Here is a 21756-nt window from a genome sequence, read left to right as displayed (position 1 = left end):
CGCCTCCATAAAAGCGTTAAATTGCTATTACTGAAAATAAAAAATCGCACCTTTAATAACTAAAAAAAGCAAAGAAACTTAAGAAAGTGATTTTGTTTTTCAGTACGACCGAATCTTTGACAACTTAAGACGTGAAACTATGAATACAAAAACTGCTGTAACGCCCCCTGTGGCGAACCAGGCATCAAATGGAAACGCAAAACGTCTGCTGATGATGGCACTGCCCGTCATCGTCGCCGTACTGCTGCTGTTTGTTCCGGTACCGGAAGGCCTGCCTCCTTACGCGTGGCACTATTTCGCTATCTTCGTTGGCGTGATCGTCGGTTTGATCTTCGAACCGCTGCCGGGCGCGGTGATCGGTCTCACCGGCGTGGTCGCCATTGCGCTGTGCAGCCAGTGGGTGCTGTTTAGCCCTGAACAGCTGGCTGATCCGAAATTCAAGCTGGCGGGCGCCTCCTTTAAATGGGCGGTGAGCGGGTTTGGTAACTCTACCGTCTGGCTAATTTTCGGTGCCTTTATGTTCGCCGCAGGCTATGACAAAACCCGCTTCGGCCGCCGTCTGGCGCTGATTCTGGTGAAATACCTCGGCCGTCGCAGCCTGACGCTCGGTTACGCGATTACGTTTGCTGACCTGCTGCTGGCACCGTTCACCCCGTCCAACACCGCGCGCAGCGGCGGGACCATCTACCCGATCATCGCTAACCTGCCGCCGCTGTACGGTTCAAAACCGAACGACCCAAGCGCGCGTAAGATTGGTTCGTATCTGATGTGGGTGGCGATCACCGCGGCCTGTATCACCAGCTCAATGTTCCTCTCCGCACTTGCGCCGAACCTGCTGGCCCTGGCGCTGGTGAAAAGTACGGTTGGAATCGATATCTCCTGGGGGACCTGGTTCCTCGCCTTCCTGCCGCTGGGTATCCTGCTGATTCTGGCCATGCCGCTGCTGGCCTACTGGTTCTACCCGCCTGAAGTGAAGGTAAACAACGAAGTGCCGCTGTGGGCGACCCGTGAACTGGAAAAACTGGGCAAACTGTCCCGCAATGAAATCCTGCTGCTGGTGTTCGTGTGCTGTGCGCTGCTGATGTGGATCTTTGCCGCCGCGTGGATTGAACCGGCTATGGCTGCCCTGCTTATCGTCGGCCTGATGCTGTGGACCGGCGTGCTGGAGTGGAACGACATCACCGGTAATAAAGCCGCGTGGAATACCTTCGTCTGGTTCGCCACCCTGGTGGCGCTGGCGGATGGCCTCTCCTCTACCGGCTTTATCAGTTGGTTAGGTAAAGAAGGCGGTCTGCTGATGAGCGGTATCTCTCCGGGCGTAGCGACCATCGTGCTGCTGCTGGCGTTCTACCTGCTGCATTACCTGTTTGCCAGCACCACCGCGCACACCACGGCGCTGCTGCCAGCGATGCTGACCATCGCCTCCACCATCCCGGGCATGAATATGGAAGTGTTCGTTCTGCTGATGGTGACCTCGCTGGGCGTGATGGGGATCATCACCCCGTACGGCACTGGCCCAAGCCCGATCTACTACGGTAGCGGCTACCTGCCAACCAAAGACTACTGGCGCCTCGGCACCATCTTCGGTGCCATCTTCCTGGCGGCCCTGCTGCTGATTGGCTATCCGTGGATGTCCATGATGTTCTGATTCCTGACCGCCGGACTTCTCCTCCGGCGGTTTTATTTTTTTGGAGCAAGCTATGTCAAACAAACCGTTTATTTATCAAAACCCCTTCCCACTGGCGCACGACGACACCGAATACTATCTGCTGACCAAAGAGCACGTTTCCGTTGCCGAGTTCGAAGGCCAGGAAGTGCTGAAAGTGGAGCCGGAAGCGCTGACCCTGCTGGCGCAGCAGGCCTTCCACGACGCCGCATTTATGCTGCGTCCTTCCCACCAGAAGCAGGTTGCCGCCATTCTTGACGACCCGGAAGCGAGCCAGAACGATAAGTACGTTGCCCTGCAGTTCCTGCGTAACTCTGAAATCGCCGCTAAAGGCGTGCTGCCAACCTGCCAGGATACCGGCACGGCGATCATCATGGGTAAAAAAGGCCAGCGCGTCTGGACCGGCGGCGGTGACGAAGCGGCACTGAGCCAGGGCGTGTACAACACCTACATTGAAGACAACCTGCGCTACTCCCAGAACGCGGCGCTGGATATGTATAAAGAGGTGAACACCGGCACCAACCTGCCGGCGCAGATTGACCTCTACAGCGTTGACGGCGATGAGTACAAATTCCTGTGCATGGCAAAAGGCGGCGGCTCTGCCAACAAAACCTATCTGTATCAGGAGACCAAAGCGCTGATCACCCCGGCGAAGCTGAAAAACTATCTGGTTGAGAAGATGCGCACTCTCGGTACCGCGGCCTGCCCGCCGTACCATATCGCGTTCGTGATCGGCGGTACCTCCGCGGAAGCGACGTTGAAAACCGTGAAGCTGGCCTCTACGCGCTACTACGACGCCCTGCCGACGGAAGGTAACGAACACGGCCAGGCGTTCCGCGACGTTCAGCTCGAACAGGAGCTGCTCCAGGAAGCCCAGAACCTCGGCCTCGGCGCGCAGTTTGGCGGTAAATACTTCGCCCACGACATCCGCGTGATCCGCCTGCCGCGCCACGGCGCCTCCTGCCCTATCGGCATGGGGGTCTCCTGCTCCGCGGACCGCAACATCAAAGCGAAAATCAACCGCGACGGGATCTGGATTGAGAAGCTGGAGCACAACCCGGGCCAGTACATTCCTGAATCACTGCGCCAGCAGGGTGAAGGCGACGTGGTCAGCATCGATCTGAACAAGCCGATGAATGAGATCCTGGCGCAGCTTTCCGCGCACCCGGTCTCTACCCGCCTGTCGCTGAACGGGACCATCATCGTGGCGCGCGACATCGCCCACGCGAAGCTGAAAGAGCTAATCGACAACGGTGAGGAACTGCCGCAGTACGTCAAAGATCACCCGATCTACTACGCGGGCCCGGCCAAAACGCCGGAAGGCTACGCGTCTGGCTCACTCGGCCCAACCACGGCAGGGCGCATGGATTCGTATGTGGACTTACTGCAGTCCCACGGCGCGAGCATGATCATGCTGGCGAAAGGCAACCGCAGCCAGCAGGTGACGGACGCCTGCCATAAGCACGGCGGCTTCTACCTGGGCAGCATCGGCGGCCCGGCGGCGGTGCTGGCGCAAAACAGCATCAAGAGCCTGGAGTGCGTGGCGTATCCTGAGCTGGGCATGGAAGCTATCTGGAAGATCGAGGTCGAGAACTTCCCGGCGTTTATCCTGGTGGATGACAAAGGCAACGATTTCTTCCAGCAGATCCAGAACCAGCAGTGTAAAGGCTGTTCACAGCGCTGAGTGCTTCCATACGTCCGGCAAGAGCGACAGCGTTTCAGCGATTGTGCTGCGCTTGTCGCTCCCCGGCTTCCAGATGGTGACCATCGTCTGACCAATCCCCTGGCTGCCCACTTCGGTGTGCAGCCTTTTTACGTTTTGCCACTGCCCGGCGTGAAAATGCGTCGGTAAGAATCCCCAGCCGCAGCCGCGCTCCAGCAGACCGCGCAGCATCTCCGGCTCATTGGTAAAGAGGGTATGCCCGGAAATCTGCAGGCGGCGCGCCACCGGCTCGTCCGAGGCGGGGTGCATGACGAGCTGAGGTACCAGGGAGAGATCGAGCAGCGACAGAGGGGAAGCACTGTCCGCAAACAGCCCGCTGGCGGCATAAAAATCCATCTCGATGGCCCCCAGGGCACGCCACTCCATGTCGTTGCCCACGCTGCGGTTGCGCGCCTGGCAGATGGCCAGATCCGCGTCGTTATTCGCCAGCAGCCGTTCCGATTCATCCCGCGAGGCGCAGATAAGGCTCAGGCGGATTTTTCGCACCGCCATGTCAGCAATCACCCCGTGCAGAAAGGCTCTGGGCGTAAAAGGATCGTAGACCAGCGTCAGGTCCTGCGTGGCACCGTGCGGCACCTCTCTGGCAAACGCCTCAAAGGCTTTTACCTGCCGCATCAGGAGGTGCGCCTGGCGCTGAAGCTGTTCCCCTTCGGGCGTGAGCCGCAGGGTGCGGCCGTCGCGAATAAACAGCGCGTAGCCCAACCCATCCTCAAGAAAATCAACCAGATCGCGAAGCGTCGTGCGGTCCTTCTTCAGCGCCACCGCGGCTTTACTGAGGCTCCCATTCTCGGCCACGGCGGTAAATGCCTCGAGCTGTGCAAAAGAGTAAATCAGTCCCGCCACGCTACGCTCCCTCTGTTTTTTAGGGGGATTTTCCCCCACTACGCGTTTTTTATTATAGCCCCTGGGTTTTTAAACTGAAGCCGTTCTTAACCTGTAAGAGACGGATATGAAAAACAGAAAAGTAAACCATGCCCTGCTGGCGGGCCTTGTCTTCAGCACCCTGATCTCCCCTGCGGCAGTGGCGGCCTGTAAAGGCACCGACCTCAGCGCCTGCCCTGCCCCCTTCGACACCACGCTGCCTGACACCCATAAGATGCTCACCTGGAGTCAGGCCGATCGGGTGGTGGGCTTTCGCAATGACTACCGCAACTACACCGGGGATGTTTTCCACCACGGTAACGCTGTGCCGCTGGAAATGTCGGACAAGCCGCTCACGGACGCACACTATCAGGTCAACGGCAGGCGCTTCGGCCTTAAGGACTACCTCCAGCGGCAGAACGTCAGCGGCATGCTGGTGCTGAAGGACGGCAAAATCGCCTGGAAGTATCTTGGAGAGGGCAATACCGACTCGACGCTCTGGACCTCGCGCTCGGTTGGGAAATCGGTGGTATCGGCGCTGGTGGGCGTGGCCCTCAAAGAGGGAAAAATTCACTCGCTCGACGATCGGATCACGCGGTATGAACCCGACCTGAAAGGCACCGCGTGGGACGGCGTGACGCTTAAGCAGCTTATCACCCATACCTCCGGCGTGGCCTGGAACGAGGATTACACCAACCCTAAATCCGACTTTGTGCAGCTCACCGAGTGCGAGGCGAAGCCGGGTACCTATGACTGCGTGCGCAAGCTGGTGAAGGGGTTACGCAGGGCGCACCCGGCCGGAGAGAGCTGGTCTTACTCTTCGGGCGGCGCCTGGCTGCTGGGTGACGTGCTGGAGCGGGCCACCGGCATGACGCTCGCAGCCTATCTGGAGAAAAGCATCTGGCAGCCTTACGGCATGGCGAGCGACGGCGTGTGGCATGCCTACAGCAAAGGCCAGCACGACGTCGGCGCGCACGGCTTTAACGCCACGCTGGAGGACTGGGGACGCTTCGGGCAATTTATCCTGAACAACGGTACGTTACCGAACGGTAAGACCATCCTGCCGGAAAACTGGATCCGGCAGTCGTCAGACTGGACGAAGGCCAAAGGCTCGGTCTCAGACGGCCATCCCGAGGGGCTGTACGGCTACCAGTGGTGGAACAATGAAGTGCCCGCCAACGCCGCGGGCGTAGAGCCGACGGCACAGGATTCGCTGAAAGGTTCGCTCTGGGCGCTGGGCATTTTCGGACAGATGATCGTGGTGAACCCGAAGGAAAATCTGGTCATCGTCCAGTGGTCTACCTGGCCGCAGGCGGAACCGTCCTTCAGCGCCCAGCCGCTGGAAGCCTCTCTGATGTTTAGCGCGATTGCCAGGGCGCTGCGCTAAATGGCCTCCGCCGGGTAATGACGCGGTTACCCGGCTCATTCTGAAACGCGCCTCTGCGCCACATCACAAAATCGCAATATCAGAGACTTACAGAATATTGGTGAATAAAAAGCCAACATTTTGTTAAGTTATTGTTGCCATTAATTGTATTTATTCGCCGGATTATATTCATGCAAGAAATGCATCAGTCGATGCGGCATTTGCGCTTATCTAATTCCTCATCCTGATCCAGTTTTCAGAAACAGACGCGTAAAACGTCAACAATAAACTGGAGATAACCATGTTTTCCTCAACCTCACCTGCAACCGTACGGTCGAAGGCGGGCGCGATACTTCGCGTCACGTCCGGCAACTTTCTTGAGCAATTCGATTTCTTTCTGTTCGGCTTCTATGCCACCTACATCGCCCACACGTTCTTCCCGGCGAGCAGTGAATTTGCGTCGCTGATGATGACCTTCGCCGTCTTCGGCGCGGGCTTTTTGATGCGTCCAATCGGCGCCATTGTGCTGGGGGCTTATATTGACAAGGTTGGCCGCCGCAAAGGGCTAATAGTGACGCTTTCCATTATGGCGGCAGGCACCTTCCTGATCGTGCTGATCCCGTCTTATCAAAGTATTGGGCTTTGGGCGCCGCTGCTGGTGCTGACGGGCCGTCTGCTGCAGGGCTTTTCCGCCGGCGCGGAGCTTGGGGGCGTGTCGGTCTATCTCGCGGAAATCGCCACACCGGGCCGCAAGGGCTTTTACACCAGTTGGCAGTCCGGTAGCCAGCAGGTCGCCATTATGGTCGCCGCCGCAATGGGCTTTGCGCTGAACGCGGTGCTGGAAGAGAGCGCCATCCGCGAATGGGGCTGGCGCATCCCGTTCCTGTTCGGCTGTTTAATCGTGCCGTTTATCTTTTTCCTGCGCCGCAAGCTGGAGGAGACGGAAGAGTTCAGCGCGCGCCGCCATCACCTGGAGATGCGCCAGGTCTTTAAAACGCTGCTCGCGAACTGGCAGGTAGTGGTCGCGGGCATGCTGATGGTGGCGATGACCACCACGGCCTTTTATCTGATCACCGTTTATGCGCCCACCTTTGGTAAAAAGGTGCTGATGCTGAGCGCGTCAGACAGCCTGCTGGTCACGCTGCTGGTGGCGATCTCTAACTTCATCTGGCTGCCGGTGGGCGGTGCCCTGTCGGATCGCTTCGGGCGCAAGCCGGTGCTGATTGCCATGACCCTGCTGGCGCTGGCGACCAGCTACCCGGCCCTGACGCTGCTGGCGAGCGCGCCCAGCTTCTCGATGATGCTGAGCGTGCTGCTGTGGCTCTCCTTCCTCTACGGCCTCTATAACGGCGCAATGATCCCGGCTCTGACGGAAATTATGCCGGCTGAAGTGCGCGTGGCGGGCTTCTCGCTGGCTTACAGCCTGGCAACGGCGGTCTTTGGCGGCTTTACCCCGGTCATGTCCACCGCGCTTATTGAATACACCGGCGACAAAGCCTCGCCGGGCTACTGGATGAGCTTCGCCGCGGTATGTGCCCTGCTGGCGACGCTCTACCTCTACCGCCGCCGCGCGGTATCGCTGCAAAACACCGTCAAGTCAGAGGGGGCAATATGAAACGCACTTATCGCTATACCACCAGCGCGCTGGTGCTGACGTTCCTGAGCGTCAATGCCTTTGCCCAGGACGTGAAGGTGATGATCTCAGGCGGTTTTAAAGCCGCCCTTGAAAAGCTGGCGCCGGAGTATGAACGCCAGACCGGGGATAAAATTGTGGTCATCCCCGGCCCCTCAATGGGCAATACGCCGCAGGCGATCCCAAACCGACTCGCGCGCGGCGAGAAGGCCGACGTGGTGATTATGGTGGGCGATGCGCTGGAGAAGCTCGAAAAGGCCAGCCAGACCCGGCCGGGTTCGCGAACGGAACTTGCGGACTCTCCCGTTGGCATGGTGGTAAAAAAAGGAGCGGATATACCGGATATCAGCAGCGACGCGAAACTGCGTGAAACGCTGCTGCAGGCCAGCTCCATCGCCTACTCTGACAGCGCCAGCGGCAGGTACGTCAGCCAGGGGCTGTTCAAAAAGCTGGGCATTGAAAAGGAGGTCGCCGATAAAGCGACAATGGTCGAGCGCATTCCGGTCGCCTCAGAAGTGGCAAAAGGAAAATACGCCGTGGGTTTCCAGCAGGTTAGCGAGCTGTTGCCGGTTCAGGGCGTCACCTTTGTCGGGAAAATCCCTGACAATGTGCAATACATCACGCGCTTCGCGGGTGCGGTCACTCGTCACGCTGAACACCCTGACGAGGGGAAAGCGCTGTTGACCTATCTCGCCTCACCGCCCTCACGCGCCGTCATCGAGAAGACGGGGATGATCCCCGTTACGTCCGGCGATACTGCTCGGTGATCTGCTTTTCCAGTTCAGCCGCAATGTAAGACTGGATGCGCCCCCGGCGCCGGATAAGCCCAACGGTGCGTTTCACTTCCGGCGCCACCAGCGGCAGATGCGTCAACAGCGTGTGCTCAGAGGTCGGCATTGACATGGCGGGAACGGCAGCGATGCCAATCCCCGCCTCAACCATACCGAGCATCGTGGTGACGTGACGCGTTTCGCAGACGCTGGGGCGCCCGGGAATAATATCCCCCAGCATCCGATCGAGCAGGTTACGGTTACCTGACGTTTTATCGAGGGAGATATAATCCTGCTGATAAAACGCCTGCCACGTCAGGTGACTCTTCTGCGCCACGGGGTGATCCTTTCGGCACGCCGCGACGTAGACATCCTCCACCAGCGGGAAAAACTCGATTTCAGACGGCAGGTTTCCTGCGAAGCAGATGCCGAAATCCGCCTGGCTGCGGGCCACGGCGTCAATCACATTCCCCGCGCTGCTGTCGATGAGCTTGATGCGAACGCGCGGATAGCGAGACTGAAAACGCCGGATCACGTCGGGCATAAAGTAACAGGCTGCGGAAGGGACCGCGGCAACCGCGATCAGCCCCGTCCGCTCCTCACTGGCCTTATCGACATCCGCCAGCATTGACTCCACGCTGTCGAGCAGCTGCGCGGAGCGCTCGGCAAAGTTTTGCCCGTAGAGCGTCAGCGCCACGCGGCGGGTGGTGCGATCGAACAGCCTGTTTCCCAGCGCGGCTTCCAGCTTTTCTATCCTGCGGCTCAGCGCCGACTGGGATAAGCAGATAGATTCAGCAGCGACACGGAAGTTACCGTATTCCACTAACGCTCTGAAAGCATAAAGATCGTTAAGGTCAAAATTCACGGGCATGGCGTCTGGATGTCCTGTCAGGGAATACGCAACAAAGTCAAAAATAATAGCGTCTTATTGACCTGCCGCAACCGGCCAGGCGTTGAAATACCGATCAGAGGTCGTTGAGATGCAGGCGGACGTACCCGGCGCGGTCGGCAATGGCCTGCCGATCCTCTTCCGTCATGTCCGCAAGCTGTTTAAAGACAATGCCCAGGCGGGGATTGTTACCGAGACGCGCCTTATTGCGCGCAAAGAAGTCCCAGTAAAGGGCATTGAAGGGGCACGCCTGTTCGCCGGTACGCTGGTTGTGCTGATACCGGCACCCCTGACAGTAATTACTCATCTTATGAATGTATGACGCGCTCGAGACGTAGGGTTTACTGGCCAGTAACCCGCCATCGCCAAACTGGCTCATGCCGAGGGTGTTGGGCAGCTCCACCCACTCAAAGGCGTCAATATAGACGCCCAGATACCATTCATGGACCGCCTGCGGCGACAGGCCGCTGAGCAGGCTAAAGTTGCCGATGACCATCAGGCGCTGGATATGGTGGGCGTAAGCCTCGGTGAGCGACTGCCCAACGGCATACGCCAGGCAGCGCATCTGCGTCTTGCCCGTCCAGAACCAGTCCGGCAGCGGGGCGTGCTGGTCTAAGGCATTCAGTTCCCGATAGCCGGGCATCTGCGACCAGTAGATCCCGCGCACATACTCCCGCCAGCCGAGAATTTGCCGGATAAACCCTTCGACGGCAGGCAGCGGCGCGTGGCCCAAACGCCACGCCTGCTGGGCGGCGGCAACCACTTCCCGCGGATTAAGCATCTTTGTATTCAGCGCAAACGAAATTAACGAATGGAAAAGAAAAGGTTCCTCTGTGTGCATCGCGTCCTGCCAGTTTCCAAACTGCGGGAGTACGTGCGTGATAAATTCATCCAGCCTGGCTTTGGCTTCAGAACGGTTGAGCGGCCAGCGAAAATTGTCGGCCTGCGGTTCGCCGAAGGTCGTTACGCCGCAGCGCTGGATCTCCGCCCATAAGGCGGAACGATCGTGGCAAGGACGCGCGTCCCCCGGCGCGGGAGGCTCGCCGGACCAGCGCTTGCGGTTTTCAGCATCGAAATTCCATTTCCCCCCTTCCGGCTCGCCTGCTGACGTCAACAGGACGCCGTGCCGACGGCGCATTTCCCGGTAAAAGTATTCCATTCGCCAGCTTTTGCGCGACGCAAAAAACGCGCTGACCTGTTCCCGAGTGGTGAAGAAATGCTCGCTGCTGACGCAGGCCGTTTCAACGGAGACCGTCTTCGCCCACGCCTGCAGCTGCGCATCAAGACGCCATTCGTCGGGCTCCTGCCATATCACCCTGCCCGCGCCGTAATGCGCGACAAGCGCGTTGAGATTGTCTTCCAGCGCGCCGCGGTTTGAGTCATCAGAGAGCCGGACATACCTCACCCGATGCCCCTTCTCCTTTAATGCAGAGGCAAACGCGCGCATGGCGGCGAAGATAGCGATAACTTTCTGGGCGTGATGAAGCACATAGGCGGTTTCTGCCCGGAGTTCCAGCATCACGTAAATGATGTTCGGACTGCAGGTATCAAACCAGCTGTGATGCGGATTAAGCTGATCGCCCAGGATCAGACGTAGCTCGGTCAATGGTGGCTCCTGCGACAGCGCTCAGAACAGTATTTAACCTCATTCCAGCATTTCGCCCATTTCTTGCGCCACGTCATGGGCCGCTGGCAGTGCACGCACAGTCGACTGGGCAGGTCCTGCTTGTTACCTTTGAAATCGCTCATCTTTTCAATACCGTACTGATTTATTCACGCCACCTGCGGATAAAGGCTACGACAGACTTCACAAAATGAAGGTGATGCCCGCAAACCGCTACCCACCGCTACGTACGAAATGATAGTTTATTCAGGCTGGATTTGTCGCAGCAGGCGATATTCTGGCATCTTAACCGAATCTGACTTTCCCATTTTTGTTCAAGTGACGAGTTTGCGAGCAAAGCGATGATAAAGTGGCCCTGGAAAACGAATGAGGCTGGCCGGGATGTGGCGCTGCCATGGGATGACGCCCTGACGATCCCTGTTCTGGCTAATCTAAACCCGGATGAACAATCGAAACTGGTTCAGCTGGCGGATCGTTTTTTACAGCAAAAGCGCCTGGTGCCGCTGCAGGGGTTTGAACTCGATCCCCTGAAAAACGCCCGCATCGCGCTGCTTTTCTGTCTGCCGGTGCTTGAACTCGGCATTGAGTGGCTGGACGGTTTCCACGAAGTGCTTATCTATCCTGCGCCGTTCGTGGTGGATGACGAATGGCAGGACGATATTGGGCTGGTGCATAACCAGCGCGTGGTGCAGTCCGGACAAAGCTGGCAGCAAGGGCCGATTATCCTCAACTGGCTCGATATTCAGGACTCGTTCGACGCCTCCGGTTTTAATCTGATTATCCATGAAGTGGCGCACAAGCTGGATACCCGCAACGGCGATCGCGCCAGCGGCGTCCCGCGGATCCCGCTTCGCGAAGTGGCGGGCTGGGAGCACGACCTGCACGCGGCGATGGATAACATCCAGGATGAAATAGACCTGGTGGGCGAAAGCGCGGCCAGCATTGACGCCTATGCGGCAACCGACCCGGCTGAGTGCTTTGCGGTGCTCTCCGAGTACTTCTTCAGCGCGCCCGAGCTCTTCGCGCCCCGTTTCCCGGCCCTCTGGCAACGTTTCTGCCAGTTTTATCAGCAGGATCCGCTACAGCGCCTGCGGCAGAATGAAGCGTCCGGCGGGCATTCGTCCCGCCAGGTCCATTAAGCTTTTTCAGCAGGGGTACGCTCGGTTGACCATACCCCTATGCTCAGGGCTAAAAACAGCAATGCCATTCCCCACGCGGCCACCGTTAAAGACTGCTCCCCGTAAAAGCGCGTCACGACCGGCACCATCAGCGCGCTGACGCCGTAGCCTAACGTGTGGCTGGTGGCGATGACGCCCGCCCCTTTCCCCGTGGTTAGCCGATCGTTCAGCAGCAGCTGGTAGCCCGGCGTGGCCATCGCCGCCCCGAGTGACGTGGTAACAATCCCCACGTAGAACAGCGCTAAACCGGCGACAGCCATCAGCCCAAGCCCGGCCACCATCAGCACCGCCGCGATGCAAAGCAATGTCACCGGGCTGAAATGCTGCGGGCGGACCACCAGAAACTGTGCCGCGAGCGTGGCCAGCGCGGCCAGGCTCAGCAGGAGCGCGACATGATGGCTGATCTCCCGGGCGTTACCGTCCAGCAACGGGCTAAGATGCGGTGACAGGCCAATCTGCATCAGGCTCACCAGCGCCGCCAGCAGCAGCGCCAGCAGCAGGAACGGCAGCATGGAGGCCTGCAGGCGGGTTGCCTGGTGGGCTACCGGCGGCAGCGGCGGGTCAGCGACTTCGCGAAGCACCAGCAGCAGGGCGATAAGCGGCGCAACCGCCATCAGCCAGAGCGGTGCCACCGGATTAACGCTGAGCATCAGCGCCGCCAGCGGCGGGCCGAGCAAACGCCCGCAGCTGAGGCCGGAGCTTATCGTCGCCAGCGCCGCCATTCTTTTCTCCAGCCCCGCACGCTGAATCGCCCACGTCTGGGCCGCAGGCACCAGCCCCGAGACCGTCAGTCCGTAGAGCAGGCGCGAGAAAATAAGCCCCGCCAGCCCCCAGACTGCATCCAGCCTTCCGGCCGCCATCGCCCAGACCACCAGCGCCATCACGACGAAACTCGCCAGATAGCCGCTTAGCGAGGCCAGCATGACGGACTTACACCCCTTCCGCTCGCTCTGACGCCCCCACCAGGGCGAGGCCGGTAAAAAGAGCATGGATCCAAACATCAACAGCCCGGCCCAGACCGAGAGTGACAGCCCGGTCAGGGTGACCAGCTGCGGGAGCATCACCAGCAAACCGTTTTGCCCGATGCCGAGTAACCCCGCAGATAGCGCCAGGGGCCAGTTAGCTTTTGAAGTGACGTTTTCCGTCAAGGTTTCAGAGTCAGCGCGCATGAGAATGTGAACATAGTGTCAATAAATGTGTGGAAATTATGAAGTTTATGAAAACAAATATTGCAAAAATGGTTGCGAGTGTAAACAGAATGAATATCATAACGAGAATTATTATCAATCATGGAATGAGGTACATCTATGCGTGCTCTGCTCCGCGCCGCCGGTACAGACGTTGCAGCCCAGTGCTTTTTAAACGCCCTGGTGCGTGAAACGAAGGACTGGCGCTATCTCCCCGCTACCGATGCGGATGCGCTATCTGAGATCCATATCCCGCTTTCCCAAACCCAGGCGCTTCGGGTGCCGGTACGCTATTTCTCACCCACCCAGCATCATCAGTACCGTTTCCCGGCAACGCTGATTCAGAGCAACAGCGACAGGGGTGACGCCGTCACTTTCCCTCAACTGGTTGATTTAATTCTTGAAAAACCGTCCGTAAAAGGCTCGCTGGATGCCGATACGCTGGCGCGTTTTAAGCAGCGCGTTCTCGAAAGCCATGCCCACACCTGGCAGGCGATTGATTTACGCCACAGTTGGGCAACCCTGCGCGATAAGCCGCTGACGTTTGCCGAAGCGGAACAGGCGCTGCTGGTCGGCCATGCGTTTCACCCGGCACCGAAGTCCCACGAGCCGTTCAACGAAGCCGAGGCGCGCCGCTATTTGCCCGATTTCGCCTCCCGCTTCCCGCTGCGCTGGTTTGCCGTTGAGAGCACGCTCGTTGCCGGCGACAGCCTGAACGTCTCCCTGCGTGAGCGTCTGCTGCGCTTTGCGGCCCAGAGCGCGCCCGAGCTGCTCGGCCACTTCACCGACACCCGCTGGCTGCTGCCGATGCACCCGTGGCAGGCCGACTATCTGCTGGAGCAGGACTGGTGCCAGCGTCTGGCGGAAAACGGTTCGTTGCAGGACCTGGGTGAAGCGGGCGCACAGTGGCTGCCCACCAGCTCCTCCCGCTCGCTGTACAGCGAGACCAACAGCGACATGATTAAGTTCTCCCTCAGCGTGCGCCTGACCAACTCCGTGCGCACGCTGTCGGTGAAAGAGGTGAAGCGCGGCATGCGCCTGGCGCGTCTGGCAAAAACGGAACGCTGGCAGGAACTACAGGCACGCTACCCGACCATGCGCGTGATGCAGGAAGACGGCTGGGCGGGGCTGCGTGACGAAAGCGGCACTATTCAGGAAGAGAGCCTTATGGCCCTGCGCGTCAATCTGCTGTTCGATACGCCAGATACCCAGACCAACGTGCTGGTGAGCCTGACGCAGGCCGCGCCGGACGGCGGTGACAGCCTGCTCGCCGCGGCGGTGCGCCGTCTGAGCCAGCGTCTGGATCTCCCGCTCGCCCAGGCCGCCCGCTGCTGGCTGGACGCCTACTGCGACCGCGTGTTACTTCCGCTGTTCAGCGCCGAGGCGGACTACGGTCTGGTCCTGCTGGCGCACCAGCAAAATATCCTCGTTGAGATGCAGCAGGATTTCCCGGTCGGGCTGATCTATCGCGACTGCCAGGGTAGCGCGTGGACCGAAGGCGCCGACGCGTGGCTGAAAGAAGCTGGCGAAACTGAGGTGGAAAACCGCTTCGGCGAGAGCCAGCTGCTGCGCTACTTCCCTTACTACCTGCTGCTGAACTCTACCCTTGCCGTCACCGCCGCCCTCGCCGCCGCCGGTTTCGACAGCGAAGAGAGCCTGATGTCCCGGGTGCGCGACGCGCTGGCAGAACTGCGCCGCACGGCGAAGCAGACCCGCTGCCTCGACTACGTGCTCGACAGCCCGACCTGGAACTGCAAAGGCAACTTCTTCTGCTACCTGCACGATCGCAATGAAAACACCATCGCCGATCCGGCGGTGATCTATTTCGACTTTAGCAACCCGTTCTACAAGGAGAAGGCGTGATGGCTATCGCGAATATCGTCCATTCCGGCTACGGCTTTCACTGCACCGCAACGGATCGCGCCCTGCCGCTGGCGTTGGGTCTCGACGGCAGCGCGGTGCTGGAGCGTCTGAAGGGGATCCCGGACGGCTGGCTGGTGGAAGCCCTGGATCAGCTGTTTGTGGCCGCCCCCGCGCTGACCGGCATTACGTTGCCGTGGGCGGACTGGCAGGATGAACCCCAGGCGCAGGCGCTGTTTGGCCTGGCCCACGGTGATTATCTGGCGCGCGACGCCTTCTGGCAATTGCCGCTGTGGCTGAAGGGCGAACGCCCGCAGGCGAGCGGCGGAATGCAGTTTGACGAGAGCCGTCAACTGTACTTCCCGCTGCGCCCTCGCCGCCCGCAGGGTGAGGTGTATCGCCGTTACGATCCGCAAATTAAGCGTACCCTCAGCTTCCGCGTGGCCGACGTGGCGCTGGACGGCGAGCGTTTTACCCGCTGGATGAACAACCCGCGCGTGAACGCCTTCTGGGAGATGGCGGGCCCGCAGGCCGAGCAGGAAAACTACCTGCGCCGTCAGCTCGACTCGACCTACTGCTACCCGGTTATCGGCTGCTTCGACGATCAACCGTTTGGCTATTTTGAACTCTACTGGGCACCGGAAGACCGCATTGGCCGCCACTACCGCTGGCAGCCGTTTGACCGCGGGCTACACATGCTGGTGGGGGAAGAGAACTGGCGCGGCGCGCAGTACATCCGCAGCTGGCTGCGCGGTCTGAGCCACTACCTGTATCTCGATGAACCGCGCACCACGCGCATCGTGGCCGAGCCGCGCTTCGACAACCAGCGCCTGTTCCGTCACCTTTCCTCTGCCGGTTTTGACACGGTGAAAGAGTTCGACTTCCCGCATAAACGCTCGCGCCTCATTATGAGCCAGCGTCACCGCTTCTTCAGCGAGGTGGGCCTGTGAACGCGCTCTGGGAAAAAGTGAACCGCGAGATGGTGGCGAAGATCCTCGCCGAGCTGGAATACGAGCGCACCCTGCGCGCCGAGCCGGTTTCGTCGGACGGCTGGCGCATCGCCATGGGCAACGCGTCCTGGCAGTTTTGCGCCACGCGCGGGATCTGGGGCTGGCTGCATATCGACCCGGACAGCCTGACCACCGCCAGCGGCGATGCCGTCGAAGCGGAAAGCGCGCTGCTGCAGCTGGCGACGGTGCTGGAGATGAGCGACGCGCAAACGGCAGAGCACATGGAGGACCTCTACGCCACGCTGCGCGGCGACATGCAGCTGCTGCAGGCGCGTGACGCGCTGGATGCGGACGCGCTGATCCACCTCGATCCGGACGAATTACAGTGCCTGATGCGCGGTCACCCGAAGTTTATTTTCAACAAAGGTCGCCGCGGCTGGGGGCTGGACGCGCTGCGCCAGTACGCACCGGAGTACCGCGGACGTTTTCGTCTGCACTGGGTTGCCGTTCAGCGAGAGCATCTGGTCTGGAGCAGCGACGCCGATTGCGATATCAGCGCCCTGCTGGCGAGCGCCATGGACAACGCCGAGCGCGCCCGCTTTGACGCCCGCTGGCAGGCGCTGGGCCTCGACGAGAGCTGGCTGCCGGTGCCGCTGCACCCGTGGCAGTGGCAGCAGAAGATCGCCATTCATTTCCTGCCGCAGCTGGCACGCGGTGAGATGGTTGAGCTGGGCGAGTTTGGCGATGAGTACCTGGCGCAGCAGTCCCTGCGCACGCTCACCAACGCCAGCCGTCGCGCGCCGTTTGACATCAAGCTTCCGCTGACGATCTACAACACCTCCTGCTATCGCGGTATTCCGGGCAAATACATTGCCGCCGGGCCGCAGGCCTCGCGCTGGCTGCAGCAGCAGTTTGACACCGACGCTACGCTTGCACGCTCTGGCGCACAGGTGCTTGGCGAACCCGCCGCCGGATATCTGTCGCATCCGGGCTATGCGGCGCTGCCGAAAGCGCCGTACCGCTATCAGGAGATGCTGGGGGTGATCTGGCGCGAGAACCCGTCCTGCTATCTGCAGGAGGGCGAACAGGCGGTGCTGCTGGCGGCGCTAATGGAAACCGACAACGCCGGGCGCCCGCTCATCGACGCGTGGATCAACCGTTCCGGGCTAAGCGCCGACGCGTGGCTGGAAAAGCTGTTTGAAGCAACGGTGATCCCGTTCTATCACCTGCTCTGCCGCTACGGCGTGGCGCTGATTGCCCACGGCCAGAACGTGACGCTGGTGATGAAGGACTACGTCCCGCAGCGCATCCTGCTGAAGGATTTCCAGGGCGATATGCGCCTGGTGGATGAAGATTTCCCGCAGGCGGAAAGCCTGCCGCAACAGGTGAAGGCCGTCACGGCGCGCCTGAGCGCGGATTACATCATCCATGACCTGCAAACCGGCAACTTCGTGACGGTGCTGCGCTTTATTTCACGCCTCACGCTGCAAAGCGGCGTCAGCGAAACGCGTTTCTATCAGATCCTCGCCGGGGTGCTGCACCGCTACATGGCCGCGCATCCGGAGCTTGCGGAGCGCTTTGCGAAGTTCGATCTGTTTAAGCCGCAAATTATTCGGGTGATCCTCAACCCGGTCAAACTGACCTTCTCCGAACACGACGGCGGCAGCCGCATGCTGCCGAACTACGTCACCGACCTTGATAACCCTCTTTTTCTGGCCTCCCGGGAGTCCGCGCAATGAAAACCTATGATTTCATCGGCATTGGTATCGGCCCGTTTAACCTTAGCATCGCCGCCCTCGCAGAAGGGCTGGACGGCTTTAGCTCGCTGTTTCTTGAGCGCAAACCGCACTTTTCCTGGCACCCGGGGATGATGGTGCCGGACTGCCACATGCAAACCAGCTTCCTGAAGGATCTGGTCAGCGCCGTGGAGCCGACCAACCGCCACAGCTTCCTGAACTACCTGGTGCAGCGTAAAAAATTCTACCGCTTCCTGACCACCGAGCAGCGCACCGTTTCACGGGAGGAGTTTGCCGACTACCTGTGCTGGGCGGCGGACAACCTCACCAACCTCGCCTTCAGCCAGCAGGTACAGCAGGTGAGCTTTGATGAGAAAAGCGGCCTGTTTGAGGTAGTGACCCAGCGCGATCGCTTCCTGGCGCGCCACGTCTGCGTGGGGATCGGTAAGCAGATCAACCTGCCGGACTGCGTCACGACGCAGGACGATAGCTGCTTCCACGCCAGCGAGATGATGCTGCGCACGCCGGATCTCGCGGGCAAGCGCGTTACCGTCGTCGGCGGCGGCCAGAGCGGTGCCGACCTGTTCCTGAATATTTTCCGTGGCGAATGGGGCCAGCCGCTGAGTCTGAACTGGGTCTCGCGCCGCAACAACTACAACGCGCTGGATGAAGCCGCCTTTGCTAACGAGTATTTCACGCCGGAGTACGTGGACAGCTTCTCCACGCTCGGTGAAGAGGCGCGTCGTCAAATGCTGCACGAGCAGAAGATGACCTCCGACGGCATCACCACCGAGTCCCTGCTGGCGATTTACCGCGCCATGTACCACCGCTTTGAAGTGCTGCGTGAAAAACCCTGGGCGCACCTGATGCCGTCCCGCTCGGTGACGGCCCTGACGCGCCTGGAAAACGGACAGCGTCTGAGCATACAGCATCACCTCGACGGCGGCCGAGAGCAGCTGGAGAGTGACGTTGTGATCTTCGCCACCGGCTATCGCGCCGTGCAGCCTGCGTTCCTCGCGCCGCTGTCTCACCGCCTGCATCTGGATACGGACGAAGCCTTCTGCATCAACAACGATTTCACCCTCGAATGGGACGGCCCGCAGAGTAACCGCCTGTTTGCCGTGAATGCCGGGATGCACCGTCTCGGCATTGCCGAACCCCAGCTCAGCCTGATGGCCTGGCGCGCGGCACGAATTCTGAATCGCGCGCACGACGACGAGCCGTTTGAGCTGGCTACCACCCCTGGCGTTATCCACTGGCGAAGCACCACCAGCCCGGAGAACAGCCAGGTTTTTAAATCATTAGCAAAAACCACCGAGTACTGACACACACAATCAGGGTCAACATAACAATGAAACGTTCTCATCTTTGGGTTTTAAATCCTTGCCTGCTTGCAATGCTTTCTACCTCTGCGTGGGCGGAAGAACAAAAGGAAGAAAATATCGTGGTCTCCGCCAGCCGCGCGCACCGCAGCGTGGCGGAGATGGCGCAGACCACCTGGGTCATTGAGCGGGCTGAAATTGAGCAGCAGGTTCAGGGCGGGAAAGAGATTAAAGAAGTGCTGGCGCAGCTGATTCCGGGCATGGACGTCAGCAGCCAGGGACGTACCAACTACGGCATGAACCTGCGCGGCCGCTCCATGATGGTGATGGTGGACGGCGTGCGCCTGAACTCGTCCCGCAGCGACAGCCGCCAGCTGGACTCTATCGATCCGTTCAACATTGACCGTATCGAGGTTATCTCCGGCGCCACGTCACTCTACGGCGGCGGCAGCACCGGCGGTCTGGTGAACATCGTCACCAAAAAAGGCCAGCCTGAGACCGAAGTCGAATTCCAGACCGGGGCTAAAAGCGGGTTCAACAGCCACAACGACCACGATGAGAACGTGTCGGCAGCGGTCAGCGGCGGCAACGATAACGCGTCCGGTCGTCTGTCGGTGTCGTATCAGCGCTACGGCGGCTGGTATGACGGCAACGGCGACGAGGTGATCATTGATAACACCCAGACCGGCTTACAGTATTCTGACCGTATCGACGTGATGGGCACAGGCACCCTCAACATCGACGATCACCAGCAGCTGCAGCTGACGACCCAGTACTACAAGAGCGAGTCCGACGGCAAGCATGGTCTCTATCTCGGGAAGAACTTCTCGGCGGTCACGGGGGATGCGACCGCGTACAACAAAGGTAACCTCGATTCTGACCGCGTGCCGGGTACCGAGCGCCATCTGATCAACCTGCAGTACTCCAATACCGACTTCTGGGGCCAGGATCTGGTCGCGCAGATTTACTATCGCGACGAGAGCCTGACCTACTATCCGTTCCCGACCCTGACCAAAGGTGTGGTCACCAGCATCGGCGCGTCGCAGCAGAAAACCGATTTCTACGGCGGCAAGCTGACGCTGAACAGCAAGCCGGTGGACGATTTGACGCTGACCTGGGGTATGGATGCCGACCACGAAACCTTCGACGCCAACCAGCAGTTCTTCAACCTGAAAAAAGCTGCGGCGAGCGGGGGCATGGAGCTGGATAACGCCTACAACGTGGGCCGCTACCCGGGTTATAGCATCACCAACCTCGCCCCGTTCCTGCAGGCCAGCTATGATATTGACGCCATCACCCTGAGCGGCGGCGTGCGCTACCAGTACACCGAGAACAAGGTGGACGACTTTGTCGGTTACACCCAGCAGCAGGCCATCGCTACCGGGAAAGCCACCTCCGCCGACGCGGTGCCGGGTGGGAAAACCGATTACAACAACTTCCTGTTTAACGCCGGGATCCTCGGTCGCCTGACCGAACAGCAGCAGGTGTGGTTTAACTTCTCCCAGGGCTTCGAAATCCCGGACCTGGCGAAGTACTACGGCTCCGGGACCTATCAGCTCAGCAACGGTCACTATCGCCTGCTGAACAGCGTCAACGTCAACGACTCGAAGCTGGACGGTATCAAGGTCAACGCTTATGAGCTGGGCTGGCGCTACACCGGGGATAACCTGCGCACCCAGGTTGCGGCGTATTACTCGCTCTCGGATAAAACCATCACCATCAACAAGACGGACATGACCATCAACCTGGAAGACGACAAGCGTCGTATCTTCGGGGTGGAAGGTCAGGTGGACTATTTCTTCACCGACAGCGACTGGAGCACGGGCGCGAACTTTAACGCCATTAAGTCGGAAACCCGCGAAAACGGGAAATGGGAGAAGCTGACGGTAGACAGCGCCAGCCCGTCGAAAGCCAGCGCGTGGGTCAACTGGGCGCCGGGCGACTGGACCCTGCGCGTGCAGAGCACGCAGACCTTTGACGTCTCTGACGCCGACGGCAAGAAGATCGATGGCTATAACACGGTCGACTTCCTGGGCAGCTACGCCCTGCCGGTGGGTAAAGTCAGCTTCAGCGTGGAGAACCTCCTGGACAAAGACTACACCACCGCCTGGGGCCAGCGCGCGCCGGGGCTGTATAGCCCAACCTACGGTGCACCGGGCCTGTACACCTATAAAGGCCGCGGACGGACGTTTGGTCTGAACTACTCCGTACTGTTCTAATCCTCAGCGCCGCCTGCGGGCGGCGCATTTTGCTGTGTAATTTCGAAGCAAATTTACTATAAAATCAGCGATTTGCTGAAATTGTCGGCAAACGAACAAAAAGCGCGATTTCACCCTTTGACAAGGCGAACTGAGGTCGCTACTATGCGCCTCGTTCAAACGATTCCTCTGTAGTTCAGTCGGTAGAACGGCGGACTGTTAATCCGTATGTCACTGGTTCGAGTCCAGTCAGAGGAGCCAAATTTGAAAAGCCTGCTTTTGAAGCAGGCTTTTTGCTTTTCTGCGTCGGGTAAAATTGTCGGGTGGCGGCTTCGCCTTACCCGACCTACGGGACTGCATCTCTGAAGTTAACTCTGAATCGCATCCAGCCTGGCAATCACCTTAATCTCAAACTTAAATCCGTACAGCCACGTCACGCCGATCCCGGTCAAGGTAGGATAAGGCGCATCCCCCCAATATTCTGGCAGGATACTCCAGATAGCGTCGAGGTTTGACTCGGGATCGACGACAAAGAGGGTCACGTCAACCACGTCAGCGAACGTGCAGCCCGCAGCCGCGAGGACAGCATTAAGATTATCGAAGGCCAGCCTGACCTGCGCTTTCAGATCGGGTTCAGGCGAACCATCCTCGCGACTACCCACCTGCCCCGAAACGAACAAGAAACCGTTGGATTTGATGGCCGGTGAATAGCGATTGCGCTCATAGAGCGCCTGCCGACCGGAGGGGAAAACTGCTTCGCGTGCTGTCATGTTTGTACCTTTGCAATAGGGCA

17 protein-coding genes and 1 tRNA gene are annotated in these 21756 nt (G+C 59.6%); 12 read left to right on the top strand and 6 right to left on the bottom strand.

All coding sequences use genetic code 11. The features are described from left to right. Nucleotides 1-139: 139 nt before the first annotated feature. Both FHC52_RS05800 and fumA read left to right on the top strand, forming a co-directional pair. Complete coding sequence (locus FHC52_RS05800) at nucleotides 140-1648, top strand: anion permease (protein ID WP_008500292.1); 1509 nt, start codon at nucleotides 140-142, stop codon at nucleotides 1646-1648. A 52-nt stretch (nucleotides 1649-1700) separates the two neighbouring features. After that, nucleotides 1701-3350 carry a class I fumarate hydratase FumA gene (gene fumA, locus FHC52_RS05795; RefSeq protein ID WP_023325581.1) on the top strand — a complete coding sequence of 550 codons (1650 nt, stop codon included), beginning with the start codon at nucleotides 1701-1703 and terminating at the stop codon, nucleotides 3348-3350. Here fumA and FHC52_RS05790 read toward each other — a convergent pair. Beyond that, a complete protein-coding gene (locus FHC52_RS05790; protein ID WP_220419967.1) occupies nucleotides 3339-4232 on the bottom strand; it encodes a LysR family transcriptional regulator in 894 nt (297 codons plus the stop codon). The genes fumA and FHC52_RS05790 overlap by 12 nt on opposite strands. A gap of 106 nt (nucleotides 4233-4338) precedes the next feature. Between FHC52_RS05790 and FHC52_RS05785 the strand changes: the two genes are divergently transcribed. The 3 genes from FHC52_RS05785 to FHC52_RS05775 all read left to right on the top strand — a co-directional run bounded on the left by FHC52_RS05785 (nucleotide 4339) and on the right by FHC52_RS05775 (nucleotide 8016). After that, nucleotides 4339-5637: a serine hydrolase gene (locus FHC52_RS05785; protein ID WP_220419966.1), complete on the top strand. Its 1299-nt coding sequence runs from the start codon at nucleotides 4339-4341 to the stop codon at nucleotides 5635-5637. 280 nt (nucleotides 5638-5917) lie between these two features. Further along, nucleotides 5918-7231: an MFS transporter gene (locus tag FHC52_RS05780; RefSeq protein WP_220419965.1), complete on the top strand. Its 1314-nt coding sequence runs from the start codon at nucleotides 5918-5920 to the stop codon at nucleotides 7229-7231. Next, entirely contained in the window at nucleotides 7228-8016 is a 789-nt protein-coding gene (locus FHC52_RS05775) for a substrate-binding domain-containing protein (protein ID WP_126288274.1), read from the top strand. The genes FHC52_RS05780 and FHC52_RS05775 overlap by 4 nt, the downstream gene beginning before the upstream one ends. Here FHC52_RS05775 and FHC52_RS05770 read toward each other — a convergent pair. The 3 genes from FHC52_RS05770 to FHC52_RS05760 form a co-directional block, all read right to left on the bottom strand. Then, nucleotides 7991-8890 carry a LysR family transcriptional regulator gene (locus tag FHC52_RS05770; protein WP_021241403.1) on the bottom strand — a complete coding sequence of 300 codons (900 nt, stop codon included), beginning with the start codon at nucleotides 8888-8890 and terminating at the stop codon, nucleotides 7991-7993. The two genes, FHC52_RS05775 and FHC52_RS05770, sit on opposite strands and share 26 nt — an antisense overlap. A gap of 94 nt (nucleotides 8891-8984) precedes the next feature. Further along, complete coding sequence (locus FHC52_RS05765; protein WP_126288272.1) at nucleotides 8985-10514, bottom strand: cryptochrome/photolyase family protein; 1530 nt, start codon at nucleotides 10512-10514, stop codon at nucleotides 8985-8987. Continuing rightward, nucleotides 10511-10657, bottom strand: coding sequence for a DUF2256 domain-containing protein (locus tag FHC52_RS05760; RefSeq protein ID WP_071789110.1), 147 nt, complete (start codon nucleotides 10655-10657; stop codon nucleotides 10511-10513). Before FHC52_RS05760 ends, FHC52_RS05765 begins: the two co-directional genes overlap by 4 nt. A 216-nt stretch (nucleotides 10658-10873) precedes the next feature. Between FHC52_RS05760 and mtfA the strand changes: the two genes are divergently transcribed. Next, the gene (mtfA, locus tag FHC52_RS05755) at nucleotides 10874-11671 is read left to right on the top strand and encodes a DgsA anti-repressor MtfA (RefSeq protein ID WP_023325586.1); all 798 of its coding nucleotides are present in this window, start codon (nucleotides 10874-10876) and stop codon (nucleotides 11669-11671) included. On the opposite strand, the gene FHC52_RS05750 is transcribed toward mtfA, so the two are convergent. Further along, entirely contained in the window at nucleotides 11668-12879 is a 1212-nt protein-coding gene (locus FHC52_RS05750) for an MFS transporter (protein WP_023325587.1), read from the bottom strand. The two genes, mtfA and FHC52_RS05750, sit on opposite strands and share 4 nt — an antisense overlap. Before the next feature lie 138 nt (nucleotides 12880-13017). On the opposite strand from FHC52_RS05750, the gene FHC52_RS05745 reads away from it, so the two are divergent. The 6 genes from FHC52_RS05745 to FHC52_RS05720 all read left to right on the top strand — a co-directional run bounded on the left by FHC52_RS05745 (nucleotide 13018) and on the right by FHC52_RS05720 (nucleotide 21224). Further along, on the top strand, nucleotides 13018-14760 hold the full coding sequence (locus FHC52_RS05745; protein WP_220419964.1) for an IucA/IucC family siderophore biosynthesis protein: 1743 nt from the start codon (nucleotides 13018-13020) through the stop codon (nucleotides 14758-14760). Further along, nucleotides 14760-15707 (top strand): GNAT family N-acetyltransferase, encoded by a 948-nt coding sequence (locus FHC52_RS05740; RefSeq protein ID WP_044596671.1) that lies wholly within the window; start codon nucleotides 14760-14762, stop codon nucleotides 15705-15707. The genes FHC52_RS05745 and FHC52_RS05740 overlap by 1 nt, the downstream gene beginning before the upstream one ends. After that, complete coding sequence (iucC, locus tag FHC52_RS05735; protein WP_126288268.1) at nucleotides 15704-17446, top strand: IucA/IucC family siderophore biosynthesis protein; 1743 nt, start codon at nucleotides 15704-15706, stop codon at nucleotides 17444-17446. The genes FHC52_RS05740 and iucC overlap by 4 nt, the downstream gene beginning before the upstream one ends. Beyond that, the gene (locus FHC52_RS05730) at nucleotides 17443-18768 is read left to right on the top strand and encodes a lysine N(6)-hydroxylase/L-ornithine N(5)-oxygenase family protein (RefSeq protein ID WP_126288266.1); all 1326 of its coding nucleotides are present in this window, start codon (nucleotides 17443-17445) and stop codon (nucleotides 18766-18768) included. The genes iucC and FHC52_RS05730 overlap by 4 nt, the downstream gene beginning before the upstream one ends. Before the next feature lie 26 nt (nucleotides 18769-18794). After that, the gene (locus FHC52_RS05725) at nucleotides 18795-20984 is read left to right on the top strand and encodes a TonB-dependent siderophore receptor (protein ID WP_128299307.1); all 2190 of its coding nucleotides are present in this window, start codon (nucleotides 18795-18797) and stop codon (nucleotides 20982-20984) included. 164 nt (nucleotides 20985-21148) lie between these two features. Beyond that, nucleotides 21149-21224, top strand: a tRNA-Asn gene (locus FHC52_RS05720). Nucleotides 21225-21331: 107 nt separating this feature from the next. Here the strand turns inward: FHC52_RS05720 and FHC52_RS05715 are convergent. Continuing rightward, on the bottom strand, nucleotides 21332-21733 hold the full coding sequence (locus FHC52_RS05715; RefSeq protein ID WP_039266693.1) for a RidA family protein: 402 nt from the start codon (nucleotides 21731-21733) through the stop codon (nucleotides 21332-21334). Nucleotides 21734-21756: the final 23 nt, after the last annotated feature.

This window comes from Enterobacter sp. EC_64 (assembly GCF_019584165.1).
In the GTDB taxonomy this organism is placed as follows: Bacteria; Pseudomonadota; Gammaproteobacteria; order Enterobacterales; family Enterobacteriaceae; genus Enterobacter; species Enterobacter roggenkampii.
The sequence above is the reverse complement of the archived record's forward strand: the minus strand, read 5'-3'. Positions and strand labels throughout refer to the sequence as shown.

What these genes read in the sequence shown, in the direction of transcription:
- FHC52_RS05760 (WP_071789110.1), bottom strand. Translation starts at nt 10,657, where the DNA reads ATGAGCGATTTCAAAGGTAACAAGCAGGACCTGCCCAGTCGACTGTGC.
- FHC52_RS05775 (WP_126288274.1), top strand. Translation starts at nt 7,228, where the DNA reads ATGAAACGCACTTATCGCTATACCACCAGCGCGCTGGTGCTGACGTTC.
- FHC52_RS05725 (WP_128299307.1), top strand. Translation starts at nt 18,795, where the DNA reads ATGAAACGTTCTCATCTTTGGGTTTTAAATCCTTGCCTGCTTGCAATG.
- FHC52_RS05785 (WP_220419966.1), top strand. Translation starts at nt 4,339, where the DNA reads ATGAAAAACAGAAAAGTAAACCATGCCCTGCTGGCGGGCCTTGTCTTC.
- FHC52_RS05730 (WP_126288266.1), top strand. Translation starts at nt 17,443, where the DNA reads ATGAAAACCTATGATTTCATCGGCATTGGTATCGGCCCGTTTAACCTT.
- FHC52_RS05715 (WP_039266693.1), bottom strand. Translation starts at nt 21,733, where the DNA reads ATGACAGCACGCGAAGCAGTTTTCCCCTCCGGTCGGCAGGCGCTCTAT.
- FHC52_RS05750 (WP_023325587.1), bottom strand. Translation starts at nt 12,879, where the DNA reads ATGCGCGCTGACTCTGAAACCTTGACGGAAAACGTCACTTCAAAAGCT.
- FHC52_RS05780 (WP_220419965.1), top strand. Translation starts at nt 5,918, where the DNA reads ATGTTTTCCTCAACCTCACCTGCAACCGTACGGTCGAAGGCGGGCGCG.
- mtfA (WP_023325586.1), top strand. Translation starts at nt 10,874, where the DNA reads ATGATAAAGTGGCCCTGGAAAACGAATGAGGCTGGCCGGGATGTGGCG.
- FHC52_RS05745 (WP_220419964.1), top strand. Translation starts at nt 13,018, where the DNA reads ATGCGTGCTCTGCTCCGCGCCGCCGGTACAGACGTTGCAGCCCAGTGC.
- FHC52_RS05770 (WP_021241403.1), bottom strand. Translation starts at nt 8,890, where the DNA reads ATGCCCGTGAATTTTGACCTTAACGATCTTTATGCTTTCAGAGCGTTA.
- FHC52_RS05800 (WP_008500292.1), top strand. Translation starts at nt 140, where the DNA reads ATGAATACAAAAACTGCTGTAACGCCCCCTGTGGCGAACCAGGCATCA.
- fumA (WP_023325581.1), top strand. Translation starts at nt 1,701, where the DNA reads ATGTCAAACAAACCGTTTATTTATCAAAACCCCTTCCCACTGGCGCAC.
- FHC52_RS05740 (WP_044596671.1), top strand. Translation starts at nt 14,760, where the DNA reads ATGGCTATCGCGAATATCGTCCATTCCGGCTACGGCTTTCACTGCACC.